The organism is Halorientalis regularis, assembly GCF_023698535.1.
Lineage (GTDB): Archaea > Halobacteriota > Halobacteria > Halobacteriales > Haloarculaceae > Halorientalis > Halorientalis regularis.
This window is the reverse complement of the sequence record NZ_JALJCL010000004.1, coordinates 288,403-304,760: the sequence shown is the minus strand read 5'-3', so window position 1 is coordinate 304,760 and position 16,358 is coordinate 288,403. Positions and strand designations below refer to the sequence as shown.

Below are 16,358 nucleotides of genomic sequence, written 5' to 3'. Positions count from 1 at the left end.
GGCGGGGCAGTCAGACAAGCGCGAAACAGTGGTTACGACGCTTTAGACACCACTACAACCACGAACGACCGAATCAAGCACTCGATGGACAGACGCCAGCTGAGCAGATCCAGAACTAGACAGTGCCTACTACTCGGACAGGTATCGTGGCGACTACTCCGCCGGGTCGAAGTCCAGCGCGGCCGAATTGATGCAGTAGCGTTTGCCCGTCGGCTCCGGTCCGTCTTCGAACACGTGCCCGAGGTGGCCCTCACAGGTGGCACAGATCACTTCCGTCCGGCGCATCCCGTGACTCGTGTCCAGTTGCGTCTCGACGTTGTCACCCGCGGCGTCGTAGAAACTCGGCCAGCCCGATCCCGACTCGAACTTCGTGTCCGAATCGAACAGTTCCGTGCCACACCCCGCACAGACGTAGGTGCCGTCGGCCTTCTGGTCGACGTACTCGCCGCTGAACTTCGGTTCCGTCCCGGCCTCCCGGAGGATGCGGTACGCCTCGTCGTCGAGCACGTCGCGCCACTCCGCGTCGCTGTCGGGCAGGTCACGCTCGGCGTCCTGTGACATACCCGTCCGTACGGGCTGGACGTTCATACCGGTTCCCCCGCGCTGGACCGACGCGTCGCTATCGGTACTGGTCGCGAAAAAACGAGGTCGGTTTACGGGCGTTAGATGTGGCCTTCGTCTTCGAGGCCTTCGATGATATCGTCGACGAGAGTCTCGACGTCATCGTAGGGGAAGTCCCCGCCGCCGCCCTTCTGGTTGAGCTCCATGGCGGTGAAGCTCACGTCACCGGACTCGAACGTCGTGGACGGACCGTTCGGCAGTGCCGGAACGAGGTCCATCGGGCTGTTGACCGGGTAATCTGCACCTTCGAAGCCGTCGATCAGCTGCTGTCGCAGGTCATCTTTGTCGACCATACTCAGGGTCTCGTTATCCTCCTTACTAAAATTGGTGGTTCTTTCGTGAAGAAATGGCTCCTCACGGGCTAACAGTGTAAACTCTTACTTTGTTGTGCGAAGTTGTACCATGCGCAGTTTCGGGGCTGGACCGGGGCCGTGATTCAAGTGCGAGCCCGGAGAACCGCGTCGATATGTACGACCGGATACTGGTCCCGACCGACGGCAGCAGCGGAACCGACGAGACGCTCGATCACGCGCTCCACATCGCGGCCGACAACGACGCGACGGTCCAGGCGCTGTACGTCGTCGACCGCCGACTGTTCCTCGCGGCCGACGAGGACACCCAGGACGACGTGATCGCCACGCTGGAACAGGAGGGCGACGCCGCGCTGGACGCCGCCGAGACCGCCGGTGGGAACGCTGGTGTCGAAGTCGTCGGGGAGCGCCGGGAGGGGATTCCCCACACCGAGATCATGAGTTACGCCGAGGAGATCGATGCGGACCTGCTCGTGATGGGGACCCACGGCCGCACCGGTCGGGACCGGCTGGCCTCGCTGGGCAGTGTCACCGAACGCGTCGTCGAGAACGTCGGCCGGCCGACGCTCGTGGTCGACATCGGCGACGGCGAAGAATAGATCGGCTGGCGCCGCTACTGTGGCTCGCCGATACTGTTCCGGAGGGTGCCGATGCCCTCGTAGCGGATCTCGATCTCGTCGCCGGGTTCGACCAGGCCGGGATTGGCGGGCGAGCCGAAAGAGATCACGTCGCCCGGGCGGAAGGTGTACCGCTCGCTGAGGAAGGCGACGGTCTCGCGGGGCTTGTTGAACATGTTCTCGGTGGTGTCGTGCTGGCGTCGCTCGCCGTTGATATGCGTCTCCATCTCCTTGCCCACGGGTTCGTAGTCGGTCTCGATCCACGGCCCCAGCGGGCCGGAGCCGTCGAAGGCTTTCCGTGCCGTCCGACGCTCCTGGTCGAGCGCGTCCATGTCGTTGAGGATGGTGTACCCGCGGAGCACGTCGTCGACCTCGTCCTCGTCGATGTCGTGACAGGACTCGTCGATCACGGCCGCGAGTTCGCCCGCGTAGGTCAGTTCCGCGGTCCACTCGGGATAGGGGATGGGCTGTTCGGGTGGGTGGAGACTGTGGGGTGGCTTGATGAACCAGTCCGGCACGTCGGGGATGTCGTAGTCCATCTGATCGACCTTCTCGCCGAAGTTCCGCCCGACACAGAACAGCGCGTCGGGATCACAGGGGGCGAGCAGGGTCGCCTCGTCGCCTACTCCGTAGGTCGCGTCGTCGGTCTCGATCACGCCGTCGACGTATTCGCCTTCGACCACACCGTCGGGTGTGTCGGCACGTGCGAGTTTCATCGGCCGGGGGTTTTCCCCCCGCGCATTTACCGCTCCCGGTCTCGGCCGATCGGCCGCCGCCGCGAATTTATAGAACGGGGCCGAGTGTCATACCATGGCAGACAGTCGCCAGTACGCGTTCGAGGGGGAGCGACCGGCGATCGACGAGCGGGCCCGTGTCAGCCGCGAGGCGACGGTCGTCGGGGACGTGGTGGTCGCGGCCGACGCCAGCGTCTGGCCCGGCGTCGTCCTGCGTGGTGACGTGGAACCGGTTCGGGTCGGTACGCAGTCCCACGTCGGCGACAACGCCGTGCTCCACGCCTCGACGGTCGGCGAGCAGGTGATGGTCGGTCACGGGGCAGTGCTGAACGACACGGCCGTCGAGGACGGCGCACTGGTCGGGTTCAACTCGACGGTGACGGAGTCGGTCATCGGCGAGGGGAGCATCGTCGCCTCGGGGACCGTGGTTCCCGAGGGGTACGAGGTCCCGGCCAACTCGTTCGTCCGCGGGATGCCCGCGTCGGTGACACCGCTCTCGGAGACGACCATCGACCCCAACGTCGTCTTCGAGACGTACAGCTCCGGCGACTACACGAATCTGGCCCAGCGTCACGAGGAACTCTTCGAGTAGACGAGCCCGCCTTCCCGTGATCGACCGGTAGCGGCCCTCGGGAGACGAACTCGGCCACAGGTTTTTGTGCGCAACTCCGATATGTGGTGACATCGCATGAAGGCCGGTCGGGTGGTGCTGTACGTCGGGACCGACAGCGCCCAGGCGTCGTCGTTGCAGGAGGAGAGTGCCGACGCCACGACCGTCGAGCGCGTCGAGACGGTGACGGACGCGACCAGCCGACTCGGTGACGTGGTCTGTGTCGTCAGCGAGGCGGAGCTGGCCGACGGAACGGGTGTCGATCTCTGTCGGACCGTCAGACGACAGTTCGACGACGTGGCGTTCGTCCTCGTGCCCGGATCGGGCAGCGACGCCCTGGCCCGGGAAGCGGTCTCGGCGGGCGTGGACGAGTACGTGCCGGCCGGGACGATCACCGACGCCGCCGATCTCTGGGAGCGGGTCCTCGCGGCAATCGAGACGATCAGCACCGAACAGCGGCGCTACCGGAAGATGGTCGAACAGGCCAGCGACGCCACCGCGATCATCGACCCCGACGCGACGATCCGGTACATCAGCCCCAGCATCGAGCGGATTCTGGGATACGCGCCCTCGGAACTGGTCGGCCGGCGCGGCACCGAACTCATCCACCCCGAGGACTGCGACGACGTACTCGACGCGCTCGCGAGCAGTCTTGCGAACCCCGACGAGACCGTCGACGCGACCTATCGCGCCGAACACGCCGACGGCGGGTACCGCTGGGTCGAGAGCAGGGGCCAGAGCTTCATCGACGACCCCGCGGTCGGTGGCACGGTGATCAGCATCCGGGACGTGACCGAGCGCGAGGAGCGCGAGCGGGACCTCCGGATGTACGAGACCATCGTCGAGGCCGTCGACGACCTGGTGTTCGCGCTCGACGAAGACGGCCGGTTCGCGTTCGCCAACGAGGCCCACGAGTCCCGGACCGGGTTCGCGTCCGAGGAGTTGATCGGCGAGAATCCGGCCGACGTGTTGCCCGAGGCGGCCATACGCCGGGCCCGAGAGATCGTCGCCAATCTGCGTTCCGATCCCGATCGGGACAGTGCGACCTTCGAGATGGACCTCCCGGGGCGGGACGGCGAGACGATCCCGTGTGAGGTCCATATCGCCGTGCTGACAGACGACGACGGGGCGTTCCGCGGGACCGCGGGGATCGTCCGGGATATCTCCGACCGGAAAGAACAGGAACAGCTCTACTCGACGCTGTTGACCGAGGCCAACGACGGCATCGCGATCACACGGAAGGGGCGCCTCCAGTTCGTGAACGAACAGATGGCGACGCTGGTCGGTGGCACCCGCGCCGAGATCGAGGGGACCAACGTGTTCGACCTGATCGCCCCGGAGGACCACGACATCGTTCGAGGCAACTACGAGCGCCGCCTCGACCAGGAGAGCGAGACCGGCCGCTACGAGATCGAACTGGAGACGCTCGACGGCGAGCGGGTGCCCGTGGAAGTCAGCACGACGTTCGTCCAGTACCAGGGCGAGCGGGGTGAGATGGCCATCATCCGGGCCATCGGCGACCGCAAGGAGCGCGAGCGTGAACTGGAACTGTACGAGGAGATGCTCAACGCGGTCCCCGACAGCGTCTACGCCGTCGACGAAGACGGACGGTTCGTCGCACTCAACGACACGGCCTGCGAGGTGGTCGGCCTGCCGGAAGACGAACTCGTCGGCACTCACGTCTCGGTCTGCATGGACGAGCGCGACATCGAGCGCGGCCAGGACCTCATCCGTGACCTGCTCACCGGCGAACGGGGGAAGGGGATCTACGAGATGGACCTGCAACCGGTCGACTGCGACCCGATCCCGAGCGAGAACCACGTCGCGCTCCTGACCGACGAGAACGGCGAGTTCCGGGGCTCGGTCGGCGTCCTCCGTGACGTGACCGACCGCCAGGAACGGGAGCGCCGACTGACCGTCCTCAACCGGGCGCTCCGGCACGACCTGCGCAACAGTATGCACGTCATCATGGCCAACGCGGAACTCGTCGCGCGGGCCGTCTCGGACCAGCAGACACAGGAGAAACTCGACACCATCGTCGACCGGGCCGAGCAGATCAACAGCCTGAGCGAGAAGGCCCGCGAGATCGAGCAGACGCTGGCCAACCACGAGCAGACGCGCAAGCCCATCGACCTGGGGGAGTTGCTGGCGACGCAGGTCGAGCGATTCCGCGATGAGTACCCCGAGGCGACCTTCGAGACGGACCTGCCCGCCCACGCCTGGGTCGAGGCGACGCCACTGATCGACACGGCCGTCGAGAACCTCATCGAGAACAGCATCGAACACACAGACGAGGCCCGGATCCAGGTGTCGCTCTCGACCACCGGGGACGCCGTCACCGTGACCGTCGCCGACGACGGTCCGGGCATCCCCGAGAAGGAGCGACGCATCGTCGGAAAGGGGAGCGAGACGCCGCTGGATCACGCCAGCGGCCTCGGGCTGTGGCTGGTCACCTGGATCACCCGCGACTCCGGCGGCGAGGTCGTCTTCGAGGCCCCCGAAGAGGGCGGCAGCGTCGTCCGCCTCGTCCTCGACAAGGCTCGCCCGCCCGTCGACAGCAACCCTGATCGAGCCGACATCACATAGACCGGCGTCCGCCAGTCGACCGACGACTACACTGCCAGTCCAGCCACGCACTTAAAACGGAAGACGCCGTAGGGAGAGCCGAGCGCGGCATGACAGTCGACGACGACCCCTTCGCCATCCCGAGTCGGCCGGAGCGGCGCTATCCGCGGGGTGGTGGCGTCGAGTACGAGGGCGGGACGACGTTCTCGCTCGCGCCGGTGCCCGAGCGCGAGGACGCGTGGCTCCGGCGGGTCGTCGAGGGCGTCCTCGACGGCGAGGGGTACACCTACGGCGACTGGTTCGACCTGCCGATGCCCCTGTATCTGGTCCACGACGAGGCGACCGGCGACGTGTTCCGGGTGAGCGTCCGGAACTCGCGGGTCCGGTTGCACGTACTACCCGCCACGGAGTCGGGCGGGCTCCGACAGTTCTTCGACCGGCTCCGGGACAGCGCCGACGGCGTCGACTGGGACGTGAGCCGACGGGTCGAGAGCGAGGGGTGAGTCCGGACAACTGCGGACACGTAGCCGACTTATGACCGGGTATCCATTGCTCGACCATGACCGTCTCCCGTGAAGTCGAGTTGCAGGGACACATCATCGACTCGGGGATGATGCAGACCTGTTTCGGCATCATCATGGACATGGGCGGGTCCTTCGAGGTCGAGGAGTTCGACATCGGCCGCCACAAGGACGAACGCTCCTACGCGAAACTGCTGGTGAGCGCCGAGGACGAGGCGCTACTCCAGTCCATCGTCCACGAACTCCACCAGAACGGGGCCAACCCCGCCGACCCGAACGACGCCACCCTCGAACCCGCCCCGGCCGACCAGGTCGTCCCCGAGGGCTTCTACTCGACGACGAACCACCCCACGGAGATCCGCTACGACGGCGAGTGGATCGACGTCGAGGACATCGAGATGGACTGTGCGGTTGTCGTGGAGGACGGGGAGGCGCGAAGCGCCTCCGAACGGTCGAGTAGCGCGGAACGAAGTCGTTCGAGAGACGGTGACGCCGTCTCTCGTGATGACGAAAATTCCCGTGGAGAATTTTCGAACCATTCCGCGGACCATTCGAGCGGGCAAAGCCCGCGAGAAGACGGTGAGCAGAGCGAACCGCGAGACGGGGAGAATCCCTACGCCGACACCAAGGTCCTCAACGCCGTCGAGGCGGGCGACCTGATCGTCACCGGCGAGGCCGGCATCCGCGTCAGCCCGCCCGAGCGCCCCCGCGGCTCGGAGGGAGCCTTCGGGTTCATGCAGGGCGGCGTCTCCTCCGAGCGACCCTCGGAGACGACCATCGCCAACATCGCCGAGGCCGTCGAGGAGGTCAAAAGCGAGGGCGGGACGGTGCTGGCCGTCTGTGGCCCCGCGCTGATCCACTCCGGCGCACGGGAGGACCTCGCCCGCCTGGTCCGGGAAGGGTACATCGACATGATCTCCGCGGGCAACGGGTTCGCCGTCCACGACATCGAGCGTGACCTCTACGGCACCTCGCTGGGGATGGACACCGAGAGTCTCGACCACCCACGGAAGGGACACAAACACCACATCTACACCATCTCCGAGGTGATCCGCGAGGACGGCATCGAGGCGGCCGTCGAGTCCGGAACTATCGAGTCCGGCGTCATGTACGAGTGCGTCGACAACGACCGCCCGTTCGTGCTGGCGGGGTCGATCCGCGACGACGGTCCCCTGCCGGACACCATCACCGACGCCGTCGAGGCCCAGAACGCCATCCGCGAGCAGGCCCACGAGGCCGACATGGTGCTGATGCTCTCGACCCTGCTCCACTCCGTCGCCGTCGGGAACTGCCTGCCCTCGACGACCCGGGTCGTCTGTGTCGACATCGACCCCGCGACCGTGACGCAGTTGCTCGACCGCGGGAGCGCGCAGGCCGTCGGGATGGTCACCGACATCGGCACGTTCGTCCCGATTCTGGCGGAGAAGATTCTGGACGACTAAATTTTTACTTTGCTACGAAAGAGCGCCCTGCGCTCTTTCGGCATTACCAGAACGCTTCGCGTTCTTGTTAGCAGCCAGAAGTCATCGACTTCTGTCGACATGACGAGAGAGCTTCGCTCTCTCGAACCACTCGTCGCAAAAATTTGGTATGAGAATACCTCGGCGCTCGGCTTCGCCTCGCGCCGAGTGTTCCCGCGAGTGACCGCAGGGAACGAGCGGGGGTCCTCGGAAATCTTCGATTTTCGGGATGCCACGAGAGCCCTGCTCTCGTGAGCACTCGAAAGTCGCAGCCCGCACAGCCGAGCGAAGCGAGGCGAGCAGGACCGTCTTTCGGTGAACCGCGCTCGCTTCGTCGTCACCAGAACGCCCCCCGTTCTGGTCGGCTCACGAGAGCTATGCTCTCGTGAACGCCGGCGCGCAGCGCCGGCTGCCAGCGGGACCTTCGGTCCCGCCCGGCTCGCGCGGATGCTGGAGAAGCGACGCCTGCCTTTTTAGGCCGTTGCAGTCGTACGCGCACCATGACGACACTCGAAGACGAAGTGGTGATCGTGACCGGCGCGAGCCGCGGACTCGGCGCGTCGATGGCGAAACGGTTCGCTCGCGAGGGCGCGGCCGTCACGGTGACCGCACGCAGCGAAGCGGAGCTGGAGGCAGTCGCAGAGAGCGCCGAGGGGGAGATACTCGTCGCCCCCGCCGACGTGACCGACGAGGACGCAGTCCGGGCCGTCGTGGAGGCGACGGCCGAGGAACACGGGTCGGTCACCGGGCTGGTGAACAATGCCGGCATCGGCCTCCTGAACATGTACGGCGAGGGTAGCGTCCTCCACGAGGCCGACACCGAGGATTTCCGCCGGATTATGGACGTGAACGTCACTGGCATCTTCCTGTTCTCGAAGTACGCCGTTCCGGAGCTGATCGAGGCCGGTCGCGGGAACCTGATCAATATCTCGTCGGGCCTCGGTCGCCGTGGGTCGGCGCGGTGGGGCCCGTACGTCGCCTCGAAGTGGGCGCTGGAGGGGATGACCCGAACGCAGGCCCTGGAACTCGACGACCACGGGATCAACGTCAACGCGCTCGATCCGGGCGGGCGCGTCGAGACAGGCTTCTGGGACCACCTGCCCGAGAGCGAACGCGCGGAGATTCTCGACCCGGACGTGATGAACGACGCCGCCACGAGCCTGCTCGGCCAAGATCCGGGCGGCATCACCGGCGAATCGATGCCGGCCCAGGAGTGGGAGCAGCGGCTCTGATACCGTTCGAGCACTGGCACCCACACTTATTTCGAGCCCCTGCGTCGGTTCGATTATGGGGAACGCGGACGCCCAATCTTCGGAGACGGAGACCGGGACAGGTACGGGCACGGCGGAGCAGGCCGGGGCAGTCGACGGGTGGTCGTCGGAGAACTGGGTCCTGATCGGTGCGCTCACGGCGCTGACGCTCGTCGGGGTCGCGCTCTCGTCGGGCCTGGTCCCGGTCGAGGGGTGGCTCACGGTCACGGGGACGGTGATCGTTCCGCCGTATGTCTACCTCTACGCGTCGCTGGGCGCGCTGGGGTACGTGTTCACCAAACTGATGACGAACGTCGAGGCCTACGACGAGTACGACGAGATCGAAGAACTCGCCGAGATGGCGCTTCGAATCCCGGCAGCCTGGGTGCTGGCGGCGGGCGTCTACCTGCTGTTCGTGGCCGGGACCGCTTTCACCAGTGGCGGGTCGAGCCAGCAGTACGCGGCCGGACTCTCTTTTCTGGTCGGCCTGTACGTCAACGTCGCGGTGAAGTCACTGGGCAGTCTCGCGGACCGATTGCTGGGCCGGGGCAAGGCCGGTCCCTGACTCGCTCGACCGAGGTTCGCTGGTCGGCGGGGCTACGGCGTGACGACGAGCTTCCCGACGCGCTCGCGGTTCTGCATCGCCGCGAACGCGGCCCCGGTCTCGTCGAGCGGATACGTCGCCGCGATCTCCGGGGTGAACGCGCCCTCGACGACGAGATCGACGATCCGCTCTAGGTCGCCCTGTGTCCCCATCGTGCTCCCGATGACCCGTTTGTGGCCGAGGAAGAGGTCGGGGATGTCGATCTCGGACCTGCCACCGGCCGTCCGGCCACAGACCGCCATCCGGCCGCCGCGTCGTAACACGTCGAAACCGAGTTGCGTATACTCGCCACCGAGATGGTTGAGGACGCCGTCGACGGGGCCGATCGCTTCGACTGCCTCCCGGATCCCCTCGGGATCGGTACCCTCGATTGCGTGGTCGAGGCCGAGCGATTCGACGCGGTCCAGTTTGGATCGCGACGAGGACGTGCCGACGGTGTGTGCCCCGAGTGCGTCCGCGAGCTGCACGCCTGCGACGCCGACGCCGCCGGTCACGCCCGGGACGAAGATGTGGTCGCCGGGGTCGGCGTCGATCCGCCGGAGCATGTGGTAGGCGGTCATGTAGGCAGTGGGGAGCGCCGCGGCCTCGACCAGCCCCAGGTCGTCGGGGACCGCGACGAGGCGGTCGGCACGGACGCGGGCCGTCTCGGCGAGTCCGCCGTGGAACAGCGCGAAGTTCTCACAGAGATTCTCCGGTCCCTCCCGGCAGTAGCGGCAGGTACCGCAGGTCTCGTTCGGGCAGAGAACGACGCGGTCGCCGGGCGCGACGCCCGTGACGCCCTCGCCCACGGTTTCGACGGTCCCGGCGACGTCGAGGCCGCTGACGAACGGCAGATCGTCCGCGTCGACCATCGCGGAGTCGCCGTCGAGGATCCAGAGGTCGTGGCGGTTGATCGCGGCCGCCTCGACGGCGACCGTCGCCTCCCCGCGCTCGGGTTCGGGAGTCGATTGCTCGATGATCGAGACGCCGTCCGGGCCGGTGAGGTCGGTGAACGCTGCAGTACGCATCGAGTCGTCAGTCGTGCTCCACTGGCATGAACGGTCCGGAAGTGCGAGACCGGCTGGATCCGCGGACGAGCCACTGATCGCCGATCAGGCGGTTTCGGACCCGTCCTCTTCGATGATCTGAGTGACACCGTCGTCGAAAATTTCCCGGATCAACTCCTCGGCGTAGCCGCCCTCGATGGCGGCCTCGATGGCGACCTCCAGCGACACGTCGACCAGCGCCTCGGCGTGACCGTGCTCGATCAGCGTCGCGACGATCTCGTCGCCGACCTGCTGGACGATGGCGTCAGAGCGGCCGCTGGTGAGTCGTCTGACGATCCGCCGCACCGACTGGCGGATCACGACCGAGTGTCGGAGGCCGGGCAGATTGTCCATCACGATGTCGGCGACGGCCTCTACCAGGTCGTCGGCCGTCTCGCCGTCGAGTTTGTCGACGACCTCGTCGCCGACCGCAGCCACCAGTTGCTCGGCGTCGCCCTCGCGCTCGACGTACTCGCCGATGACGCGGGCGACGCTCCGTGCGATCTCTTCGGCCTCGTCCTCGCCGAGTTCGGCGGCGATGACGGCCCGCACCCGCTCGGCGATCTCCTCGCGGTCACGGCCCGTGATCCTCTCGTCACCCTCGGACATGAGCGCGGGTAGTTCGTCGCGAGTATAAGAGTCCCCCGAACAGCCAGACCGACGGTGCCGAGGCCGGTGCGCGGTCTCAGTCGACCGATTCGCTGTAGGGCGTCAACAGTGTCCGGGCGCGGCCGATGGCGGCGCGCACGTCGGGATGTGTGTCACGGCCGACATCGCGGAGTTGCGTTTCGATGGTGCGGACGGCCTCGCGGTTCGGGCCGTCGGCTGACAGTTCGCCGACCAGGTGGAGCGGGTCGGCCAGCCGTTCGGCCAGAGCGTGGTCGACGGTCAGTTCCGACGCGGGCAACAGCTGGCGATGCGCTTTCGAAGTCGCCGTCAGTTCGTGTCGCATATCCCCTCTCCCGGTACTCCGGCGGCAGATGAAAAAGAGGTCCCGGGACCTACACGCCGCCCTCGATGGTCTCGCGGTAGGCGTTGATCGCGTCGTCGGCGTCGTCGATGGCCGCGGCGGCGTCGGCGCTCACTTCGTCGTCGAGGTCGGCCAGGGCGGACTGGATGCGGGCCAGGCGGCCGTGGTCGGGGCCGGAGTCGCGGGTCGCGAGGTCGTCGAGCTGGTCGGCCAGGTCGTCGAGGCGGTCGCTGGCCTCGTCGGCCGTCGCGTCGCTTGCTGTCCGGAGGTTCTGTGCCGCGGTTTCGAGCTGTTGTCGAGCCATACGTATCCCTTCGGCCAACGTGGACAAAAACACTTTCCGAACGTGTGCAACATCGGGGGGGTCGGATACCAACCAGTAAGGTACCGTTGTTAAACCAGTCCGGTCCGTATTTCTAGGCACGTGCACCACCCCCACCTTCGTCCCCCCAGCGAACGTGCCGTCTTTCGAACTATACGACCCATCAGAGAATGGTAACGAACGACTCACTCGAGGAGAGCCGGCAGATCCACCGGCAGACCGGCAAGACGTTCTACTACGCGACGCGGTTGTTGCCCGAGCGGATCCGCCACAAGACCTATGTCCTGTACGCGTTCTTCCGGATCGCGGACGAGGTCGTCGACGACGAGGACAACGACCTCACGCCCGCCGAGCAACGGGAGCGCCTGGAGCGGTTCCGCGAGGCGGCACTCGGCCGCCGCGAGACCGACGACCCGGTTCTGCAGGCGTTCGACGACGTGCGCCGCGAGTCCGACATCACCGAGGAAGACGTGGAGCTGTTCGTCGACGCGATGGCGACCGACATCGACAAGAGCCGCTACGAGACCTACGACGAACTCGAAGAGTACATGCGCGGCTCGGCGTCGGCGGTCGGATACATGATGACCGGGATCATGGCTGTCGACGACCCGGAGGTGGCGCGGCCACACGCCAGAGCGCTCGGGGAAGCGTTCCAGCTCTCGAACTTCCTGCGTGACGTGCGCGAGGACATCGTCGACCGCGACCGGATCTACCTGCCGCAGGAGACGCTCCGGCAGTACGGCGTCACCGAGGCCGACATCGAGAACCTGGAGATGTCCGACGGGTTCCGGTCGGCGATGATCCACGAGATGGCCCGCGCCGAGAAGCTCTACCGCGAAGGGGTCGCCGGGATCAAGTATCTGCCCGAAGACTGCCAGTTCGCCGTCCTGCTGGCGGCCGTCCTCTATGCCGACCACCACCGGCTGATCCGGAAGCGCGACTACGACGTGCTCTCGGAGACGCCGAGTCTCTCCACCTCACGGAAACTCTGGCTGATCGCCAAGACGCGCTGGCACTGGCACTGGAACAAGGACCCCGAGGCGGTGTTCGAGCGGGTCTCGACCATCGGGGACGCGCCGACGCCCTCGCCCGGGCCGGAACCGCCCGAGTGGACCCCCACCCAGTAGCTCACTCGATCAGCGGGAGGACGATGCCGAACACGATGGGCGAAACAAAGCCGATGAGCAGGCCGGCGAACTCGGCACCGACGAAGAGGGTGTTCTCCCAGGCGGGAAGCGGTTCGAAGAAGGTGTGGCCGACGACGGACCCGACGACACCGATCACGAGGAGCGAGAGGCCGACGAAAAAACCCCGTTTCGCGTACGTCTGGTAGTCTATCGACGCTGTTTGTGACATATTCGAGCAACTTTCGTTCAGTGTTGAATCTCTTTCGATCCCGATCCGGATCTCACCACCGACCGGAGAGGCCGGGCACCGTCCGCAGGACCCGGAAGTCGAACCGGTCGATTTCCACGAGCCCGGCGAAAAACAGGCCGGAGAGGGCCACTGGCACCCAGTTGCCGAAATAGGCGTTGATCAGGCCCCAGAGGATCACGAAGCTCACGAGGTCGTCGAGCATGAACGCACACGACTGGACGCGGGCGACCAGTTCCGACCAGTCGAACGCGATGTCGAACAGGCCCACGGCGACGGTGGCCGAGAGGGCCCAGCCGAGGTAGTTCGACCACGGGACGCCATAGTAGGCACCGCCGCCGTCGTAGGCCCAGAAGCCGAGCGCCACCGCGCCGGGGTCCAGCACGAGGTCGACCAGGAGGACGGTCGCGATCACCGCCGGCAGCCGGATCGCCCAGCGACTCGCTCGGTCACCGAGCAAGAGGAGACAGAGCAGGTAGCTGTTCAGCACCAGCGGGAAGAAGAAGATCGGCAGGCCCAGCGGCACGGTGTCCAGAAGCATCGGCCCGAGTTCGACGCCGTACTCGAAGAAGCCGTAGGGCCACCCCGTCGTGACGCCGACGTACTCGATGGCGTAGGAGTACGCCGTCAGCGCGAGGAGAGCGGCTGCGGCACGTCGGTCGACCAGCGGCGCGACGCCGGCGATCAGCGGCAGGCGCATGACGAAGGTGCCAAAGAGGACCAGATAGGGGTTGAAGTTGAGCGGGGCGGGAAAGAGAGCCTCGGCGCTGGCGAGCAACATGACCGCACCGACAGCGGGGAAGACGACGGCGATGGTGAACCGGTTTTCCCGAACTAGGCGGTCCAGCCGGGCCTCGACGGCCGCGCGGGTCGGCGTCTCAACCGCCATACCCGAACAGGAGGACCCAGAGGCCGCCCATAGTCATCGTCATGCCGATCAGCGTGTTGATCGCGGGGTACCACCAGTAGGCGTCGTCGACGTCGATACCGGAGAAGGCGATGCCGAAGACGAGTACTGGGTAGAGCAGGAGGAGCGCCCCGAACAGGACGTGGACCTGCGAGAAGGCGGCCGCGGCTGCCAGCCAGCAGGCCGCACAGTAGTAGTAGGTCCGTCGCTTGCCCAGCACGGTCGCGGTGGTCCGGATGCCGGCCTCGCGGTCGGGTTCGATGTCCGGGATGGCCGAGAAGGTGTGCATCCCCATGGTCCAGAGCCACCCCGCGACGATGGCCAGGATCGGTGGCAACTCGCCGGCGACGGCGGTGAAGGCGATGACGCCCGGGAGGATGTAGAGGCCGTTCGAGATCGAATCGAGCAACGGCATCGTCTTGAACCGCAGGGGCGGGGCGCTGTACTCGATGGCCAGCAGGAACCACAGCGCGAGGGCCTGCGTCCCGGCGGAGGGCAACAGGAAGATGAACATGCCGCCCAGCGCGCCGCTCATCGCGACGGCGATGACGACCCAGATGTCGTCGCGGTAGCGCACTTCCTGCTCGTCTTTCTTCGGGTTTGCCTCGTCGATGTCGGCGTCGAAGGCGTCGTTGACGCCGTAGAGGAAGACGTTCGCGGGGACGGTGAAGTACGCTAGGAGCAAGACGGCGATGGGGGAGAACAGTTCGGCCACGCTGTCGGCGGCGAAGGTCGCGCCGACGATGACGGGACCACCCAGATAGAGCCAGAACCGCGGTCGGGAGAGCCAGAACAGGTAGCCCAGCCGGGTCTCCTCGGAGGGGAGGTAGCCGGCGACCGATTCGAGGCGAGTGCGGACGGCGTTGTCGCTCATCTATCGTCGATCACGGCGTCTGCGGTGTGTTCACCGCTGATGAGGCACATTGGAACGCCGATGCCGGGGGTCGTGAACGACCCCGTGAAGTAGAGCCCGTCGACGGCCGAGGACCGGTGGGACGGCCGCAGGAGCGACGTCTGTTTCAGGGTGTGCGCGAGTCCCAGCGCCGTCCCCTGGATGGAGTTGTACCGCTCGCCGAAGTCCGAGACCGAGAACTGCTTCTCGAAGGCGATCCGGTCTCGGAGGTCGACGCCGGTGTTCTCGGCGATGTCGGCGAGTACCTTCTCGCGGTAGCGCTGGCGTGTGGCCTCGTCGTCGTCCAGACCGGGCGCGATGGGCACGAGGACGAACAGGTTGCTGTAGGCGTCGGTGTCGCCCTCGGGCACGACGGTCTCGTCGGTCTCGGAGGGAACACAGAGGTAGTAGGCGGGGTCGTCGGGCCAGGCCGGCTCGTCGAAGATCTGCTCGAAGTGGGGGTCCCAGTCCTCCGGGAGGACCAGCGTGTGGTGGGCAAGTTCGTCCACGTCGCCCTCGATTCCCAAGTAGAGCAAAAAGGCGGATGGCGCGTAGGTTTTGGACTCCCAGTAGTCCGCGTCGTACTGGCGCTCGTGTTCCGGGAGGAGTTCCTGTTCGGTGTGGGCGTAGTCGGCGTCGCTCACCACGAGGTCGGGGTGGTACTCGGTGCCGTCCTCGGTGGTGACGAGGAAGCCCGCCTTCCGGCGCGTGATCTCGTCGACGGGGGCGTCGGTGACGTACTCGACGCCCAGTTCGTCGCCCAGATCGACCACGGCGTCGACGACCGCGCCGAGGCCGTTGTCGCGGTCGTCCTTGCCGACGGGATAGTACACGCCGAGGTTGAAATCCACGTGGCTCATCATGTTGTACAGCGCCGGGGTGTTGTGGGGCGCACCGCCGAGGAACACGAGGGTGTACTGCATGATCTGCTGGAGCTTGGGGTTCTCGAAGTACTTCTCGACGTGACCTTGCATGTTCCCCAGCAGTTTTAGCCCGACGGGGGCGGCTTTCATCACGTCCAGGTCGACCCAGTCCCTGAGGCGAGGACGGTCCTCGTAGACGAAGTTCTCCATGGCGAGTTCGTAGTTGGACTCGCTCTCTTCGAGGTAGTTGTCGAAGGCTTCACCACCACCGTCCTCGTACTCGGCGAACAATTCTCGGACGTCCGCGCGGTCCGCGGAGACGTCTACCTGGTCACCGTCTTTGAAGAAGATGCGGTAGTGCGGGTCGAGCCGTTCGAGGTCGTAGTAGTCGTCGGTGGACTTCCCGAAGTGGCCGAAGAAACGCTCGAAAACGTCGGGCATCAGGTACCAGGACGGTCCCATGTTGAAGTGGAAGCCGTCGACGTCGAGTCGACTGGCACGCCCGCCCATCTGTTCGTTCTTCTCGAGCACGCGAACGTCCGCGCCGGCATCGGCGAGATAACACGCGGTCGACAGTCCCCCGAACCCACCGCCGACGACGTCGATACTCGTTCCAGCGAGCGAACTCATTGTCGAAAGTACGGGCTGGAGCCGGCATAAATGGGGTGGCTCACCAGTGTGGTTCGGGAGACAGTCACACGAAACCGGGATG

The 16,358-nt window shown here is 66.2% G+C and carries 20 protein-coding genes; 9 read left to right on the top strand and 11 right to left on the bottom strand.

Annotated elements, in window-relative coordinates; genetic code table 11:
- Positions 1–119 (top strand): integrase core domain-containing protein (locus MU521_RS07405; RefSeq protein WP_250864791.1); only part of this gene is annotated, 119 nt, incomplete at its 5' end.
- 34 nt (positions 120–153) lie between these two features.
- Here MU521_RS07405 and msrB read toward each other — a convergent pair.
- Together msrB and MU521_RS07395 are read right to left on the bottom strand one after the other, a co-directional pair.
- Positions 154–561 (bottom strand): peptide-methionine (R)-S-oxide reductase MsrB, encoded by a 408-nt coding sequence (gene msrB, locus MU521_RS07400; RefSeq protein ID WP_092689336.1) that lies wholly within the window; start codon positions 559–561, stop codon positions 154–156.
- A gap of 101 nt (positions 562–662) precedes the next feature.
- Positions 663–914 carry an MTH865 family protein gene (locus MU521_RS07395; protein WP_092689302.1) on the bottom strand — a complete coding sequence of 84 codons (252 nt, stop codon included), beginning with the start codon at positions 912–914 and terminating at the stop codon, positions 663–665.
- A gap of 173 nt (positions 915–1,087) precedes the next feature.
- Between MU521_RS07395 and MU521_RS07390 the strand changes: the two genes are divergently transcribed.
- Positions 1,088–1,531, top strand: coding sequence for a universal stress protein (locus MU521_RS07390; RefSeq protein ID WP_092689299.1), 444 nt, complete (start codon positions 1,088–1,090; stop codon positions 1,529–1,531).
- Between the two features lie 14 nt (positions 1,532–1,545).
- Here MU521_RS07390 and MU521_RS07385 read toward each other — a convergent pair whose 3' ends face one another.
- Positions 1,546–2,265 (bottom strand): fumarylacetoacetate hydrolase family protein, encoded by a 720-nt coding sequence (locus tag MU521_RS07385; RefSeq protein ID WP_092689296.1) that lies wholly within the window; start codon positions 2,263–2,265, stop codon positions 1,546–1,548.
- Between the two features lie 94 nt (positions 2,266–2,359).
- On the opposite strand from MU521_RS07385, the gene MU521_RS07380 reads away from it, so the two are divergent.
- The 6 genes from MU521_RS07380 (at position 2,360) to MU521_RS07355 (ending at position 9,254) form a co-directional block, all read left to right on the top strand.
- Positions 2,360–2,875: a gamma carbonic anhydrase family protein gene (locus tag MU521_RS07380; RefSeq protein WP_092689293.1), complete on the top strand. Its 516-nt coding sequence runs from the start codon at positions 2,360–2,362 to the stop codon at positions 2,873–2,875.
- A 96-nt stretch (positions 2,876–2,971) separates the two neighbouring features.
- A complete protein-coding gene (locus MU521_RS07375) occupies positions 2,972–5,479 on the top strand; it encodes a PAS domain S-box protein (protein ID WP_092689290.1) in 2,508 nt (835 codons plus the stop codon).
- An 89-nt stretch (positions 5,480–5,568) separates the two neighbouring features.
- Positions 5,569–5,961, top strand: coding sequence for a hypothetical protein (locus MU521_RS07370; RefSeq protein ID WP_092689287.1), 393 nt, complete (start codon positions 5,569–5,571; stop codon positions 5,959–5,961).
- 56 nt (positions 5,962–6,017) lie between these two features.
- The gene (locus tag MU521_RS07365) at positions 6,018–7,421 is read left to right on the top strand and encodes an ornithine cyclodeaminase family domain (protein ID WP_092689284.1); all 1,404 of its coding nucleotides are present in this window, start codon (positions 6,018–6,020) and stop codon (positions 7,419–7,421) included.
- A 518-nt stretch (positions 7,422–7,939) separates the two neighbouring features.
- Complete coding sequence (locus MU521_RS07360; RefSeq protein WP_092689281.1) at positions 7,940–8,671, top strand: SDR family NAD(P)-dependent oxidoreductase; 732 nt, start codon at positions 7,940–7,942, stop codon at positions 8,669–8,671.
- A gap of 55 nt (positions 8,672–8,726) precedes the next feature.
- Entirely contained in the window at positions 8,727–9,254 is a 528-nt protein-coding gene (locus tag MU521_RS07355) for a hypothetical protein (RefSeq protein WP_092689278.1), read from the top strand.
- Between the two features lie 32 nt (positions 9,255–9,286).
- Here the strand turns inward: MU521_RS07355 and MU521_RS07350 are convergent, their stop codons facing one another.
- The 4 genes from MU521_RS07350 to MU521_RS07335 form a co-directional block, all read right to left on the bottom strand.
- Positions 9,287–10,300 carry an alcohol dehydrogenase catalytic domain-containing protein gene (locus tag MU521_RS07350; RefSeq protein WP_092689276.1) on the bottom strand — a complete coding sequence of 338 codons (1,014 nt, stop codon included), beginning with the start codon at positions 10,298–10,300 and terminating at the stop codon, positions 9,287–9,289.
- Between the two features lie 84 nt (positions 10,301–10,384).
- On the bottom strand, positions 10,385–10,927 hold the full coding sequence (locus MU521_RS07345; RefSeq protein ID WP_092689274.1) for a hypothetical protein: 543 nt from the start codon (positions 10,925–10,927) through the stop codon (positions 10,385–10,387).
- A 76-nt stretch (positions 10,928–11,003) separates the two neighbouring features.
- Complete coding sequence (locus tag MU521_RS07340) at positions 11,004–11,270, bottom strand: hypothetical protein (protein ID WP_092689272.1); 267 nt, start codon at positions 11,268–11,270, stop codon at positions 11,004–11,006.
- Between the two features lie 49 nt (positions 11,271–11,319).
- Positions 11,320–11,592, bottom strand: a complete 273-nt coding sequence (locus MU521_RS07335; RefSeq protein WP_092689269.1) for a DUF7553 family protein — start codon at positions 11,590–11,592, stop codon at positions 11,320–11,322.
- Positions 11,593–11,780: 188 nt separating this feature from the next.
- Here MU521_RS07335 and MU521_RS07330 point away from each other — a divergent pair, with 188 nt between their 5' ends.
- A complete protein-coding gene (locus MU521_RS07330; RefSeq protein WP_092689266.1) occupies positions 11,781–12,737 on the top strand; it encodes a phytoene/squalene synthase family protein in 957 nt (318 codons plus the stop codon).
- A gap of 1 nt (position 12,738) precedes the next feature.
- Here the strand turns inward: MU521_RS07330 and MU521_RS07325 are convergent, their stop codons facing one another.
- The 4 genes from MU521_RS07325 to MU521_RS07310 are packed head-to-tail and all read right to left on the bottom strand — an operon-like array spanning position 12,739 to position 16,276.
- A complete protein-coding gene (locus tag MU521_RS07325; RefSeq protein WP_092689263.1) occupies positions 12,739–12,966 on the bottom strand; it encodes a DUF7860 family protein in 228 nt (75 codons plus the stop codon).
- Positions 12,967–13,018: 52 nt separating this feature from the next.
- A complete protein-coding gene (gene cruF, locus MU521_RS07320; protein ID WP_092689260.1) occupies positions 13,019–13,873 on the bottom strand; it encodes a bisanhydrobacterioruberin hydratase in 855 nt (284 codons plus the stop codon).
- Positions 13,863–14,765 carry a prenyltransferase gene (locus MU521_RS07315; protein WP_092689257.1) on the bottom strand — a complete coding sequence of 301 codons (903 nt, stop codon included), beginning with the start codon at positions 14,763–14,765 and terminating at the stop codon, positions 13,863–13,865. The genes cruF and MU521_RS07315 overlap by 11 nt, the downstream gene beginning before the upstream one ends.
- Positions 14,762–16,276 (bottom strand): phytoene desaturase family protein, encoded by a 1,515-nt coding sequence (locus MU521_RS07310; protein ID WP_092689255.1) that lies wholly within the window; start codon positions 16,274–16,276, stop codon positions 14,762–14,764. The genes MU521_RS07315 and MU521_RS07310 overlap by 4 nt, the downstream gene beginning before the upstream one ends.
- Positions 16,277–16,358 lie beyond the last annotated feature (82 nt).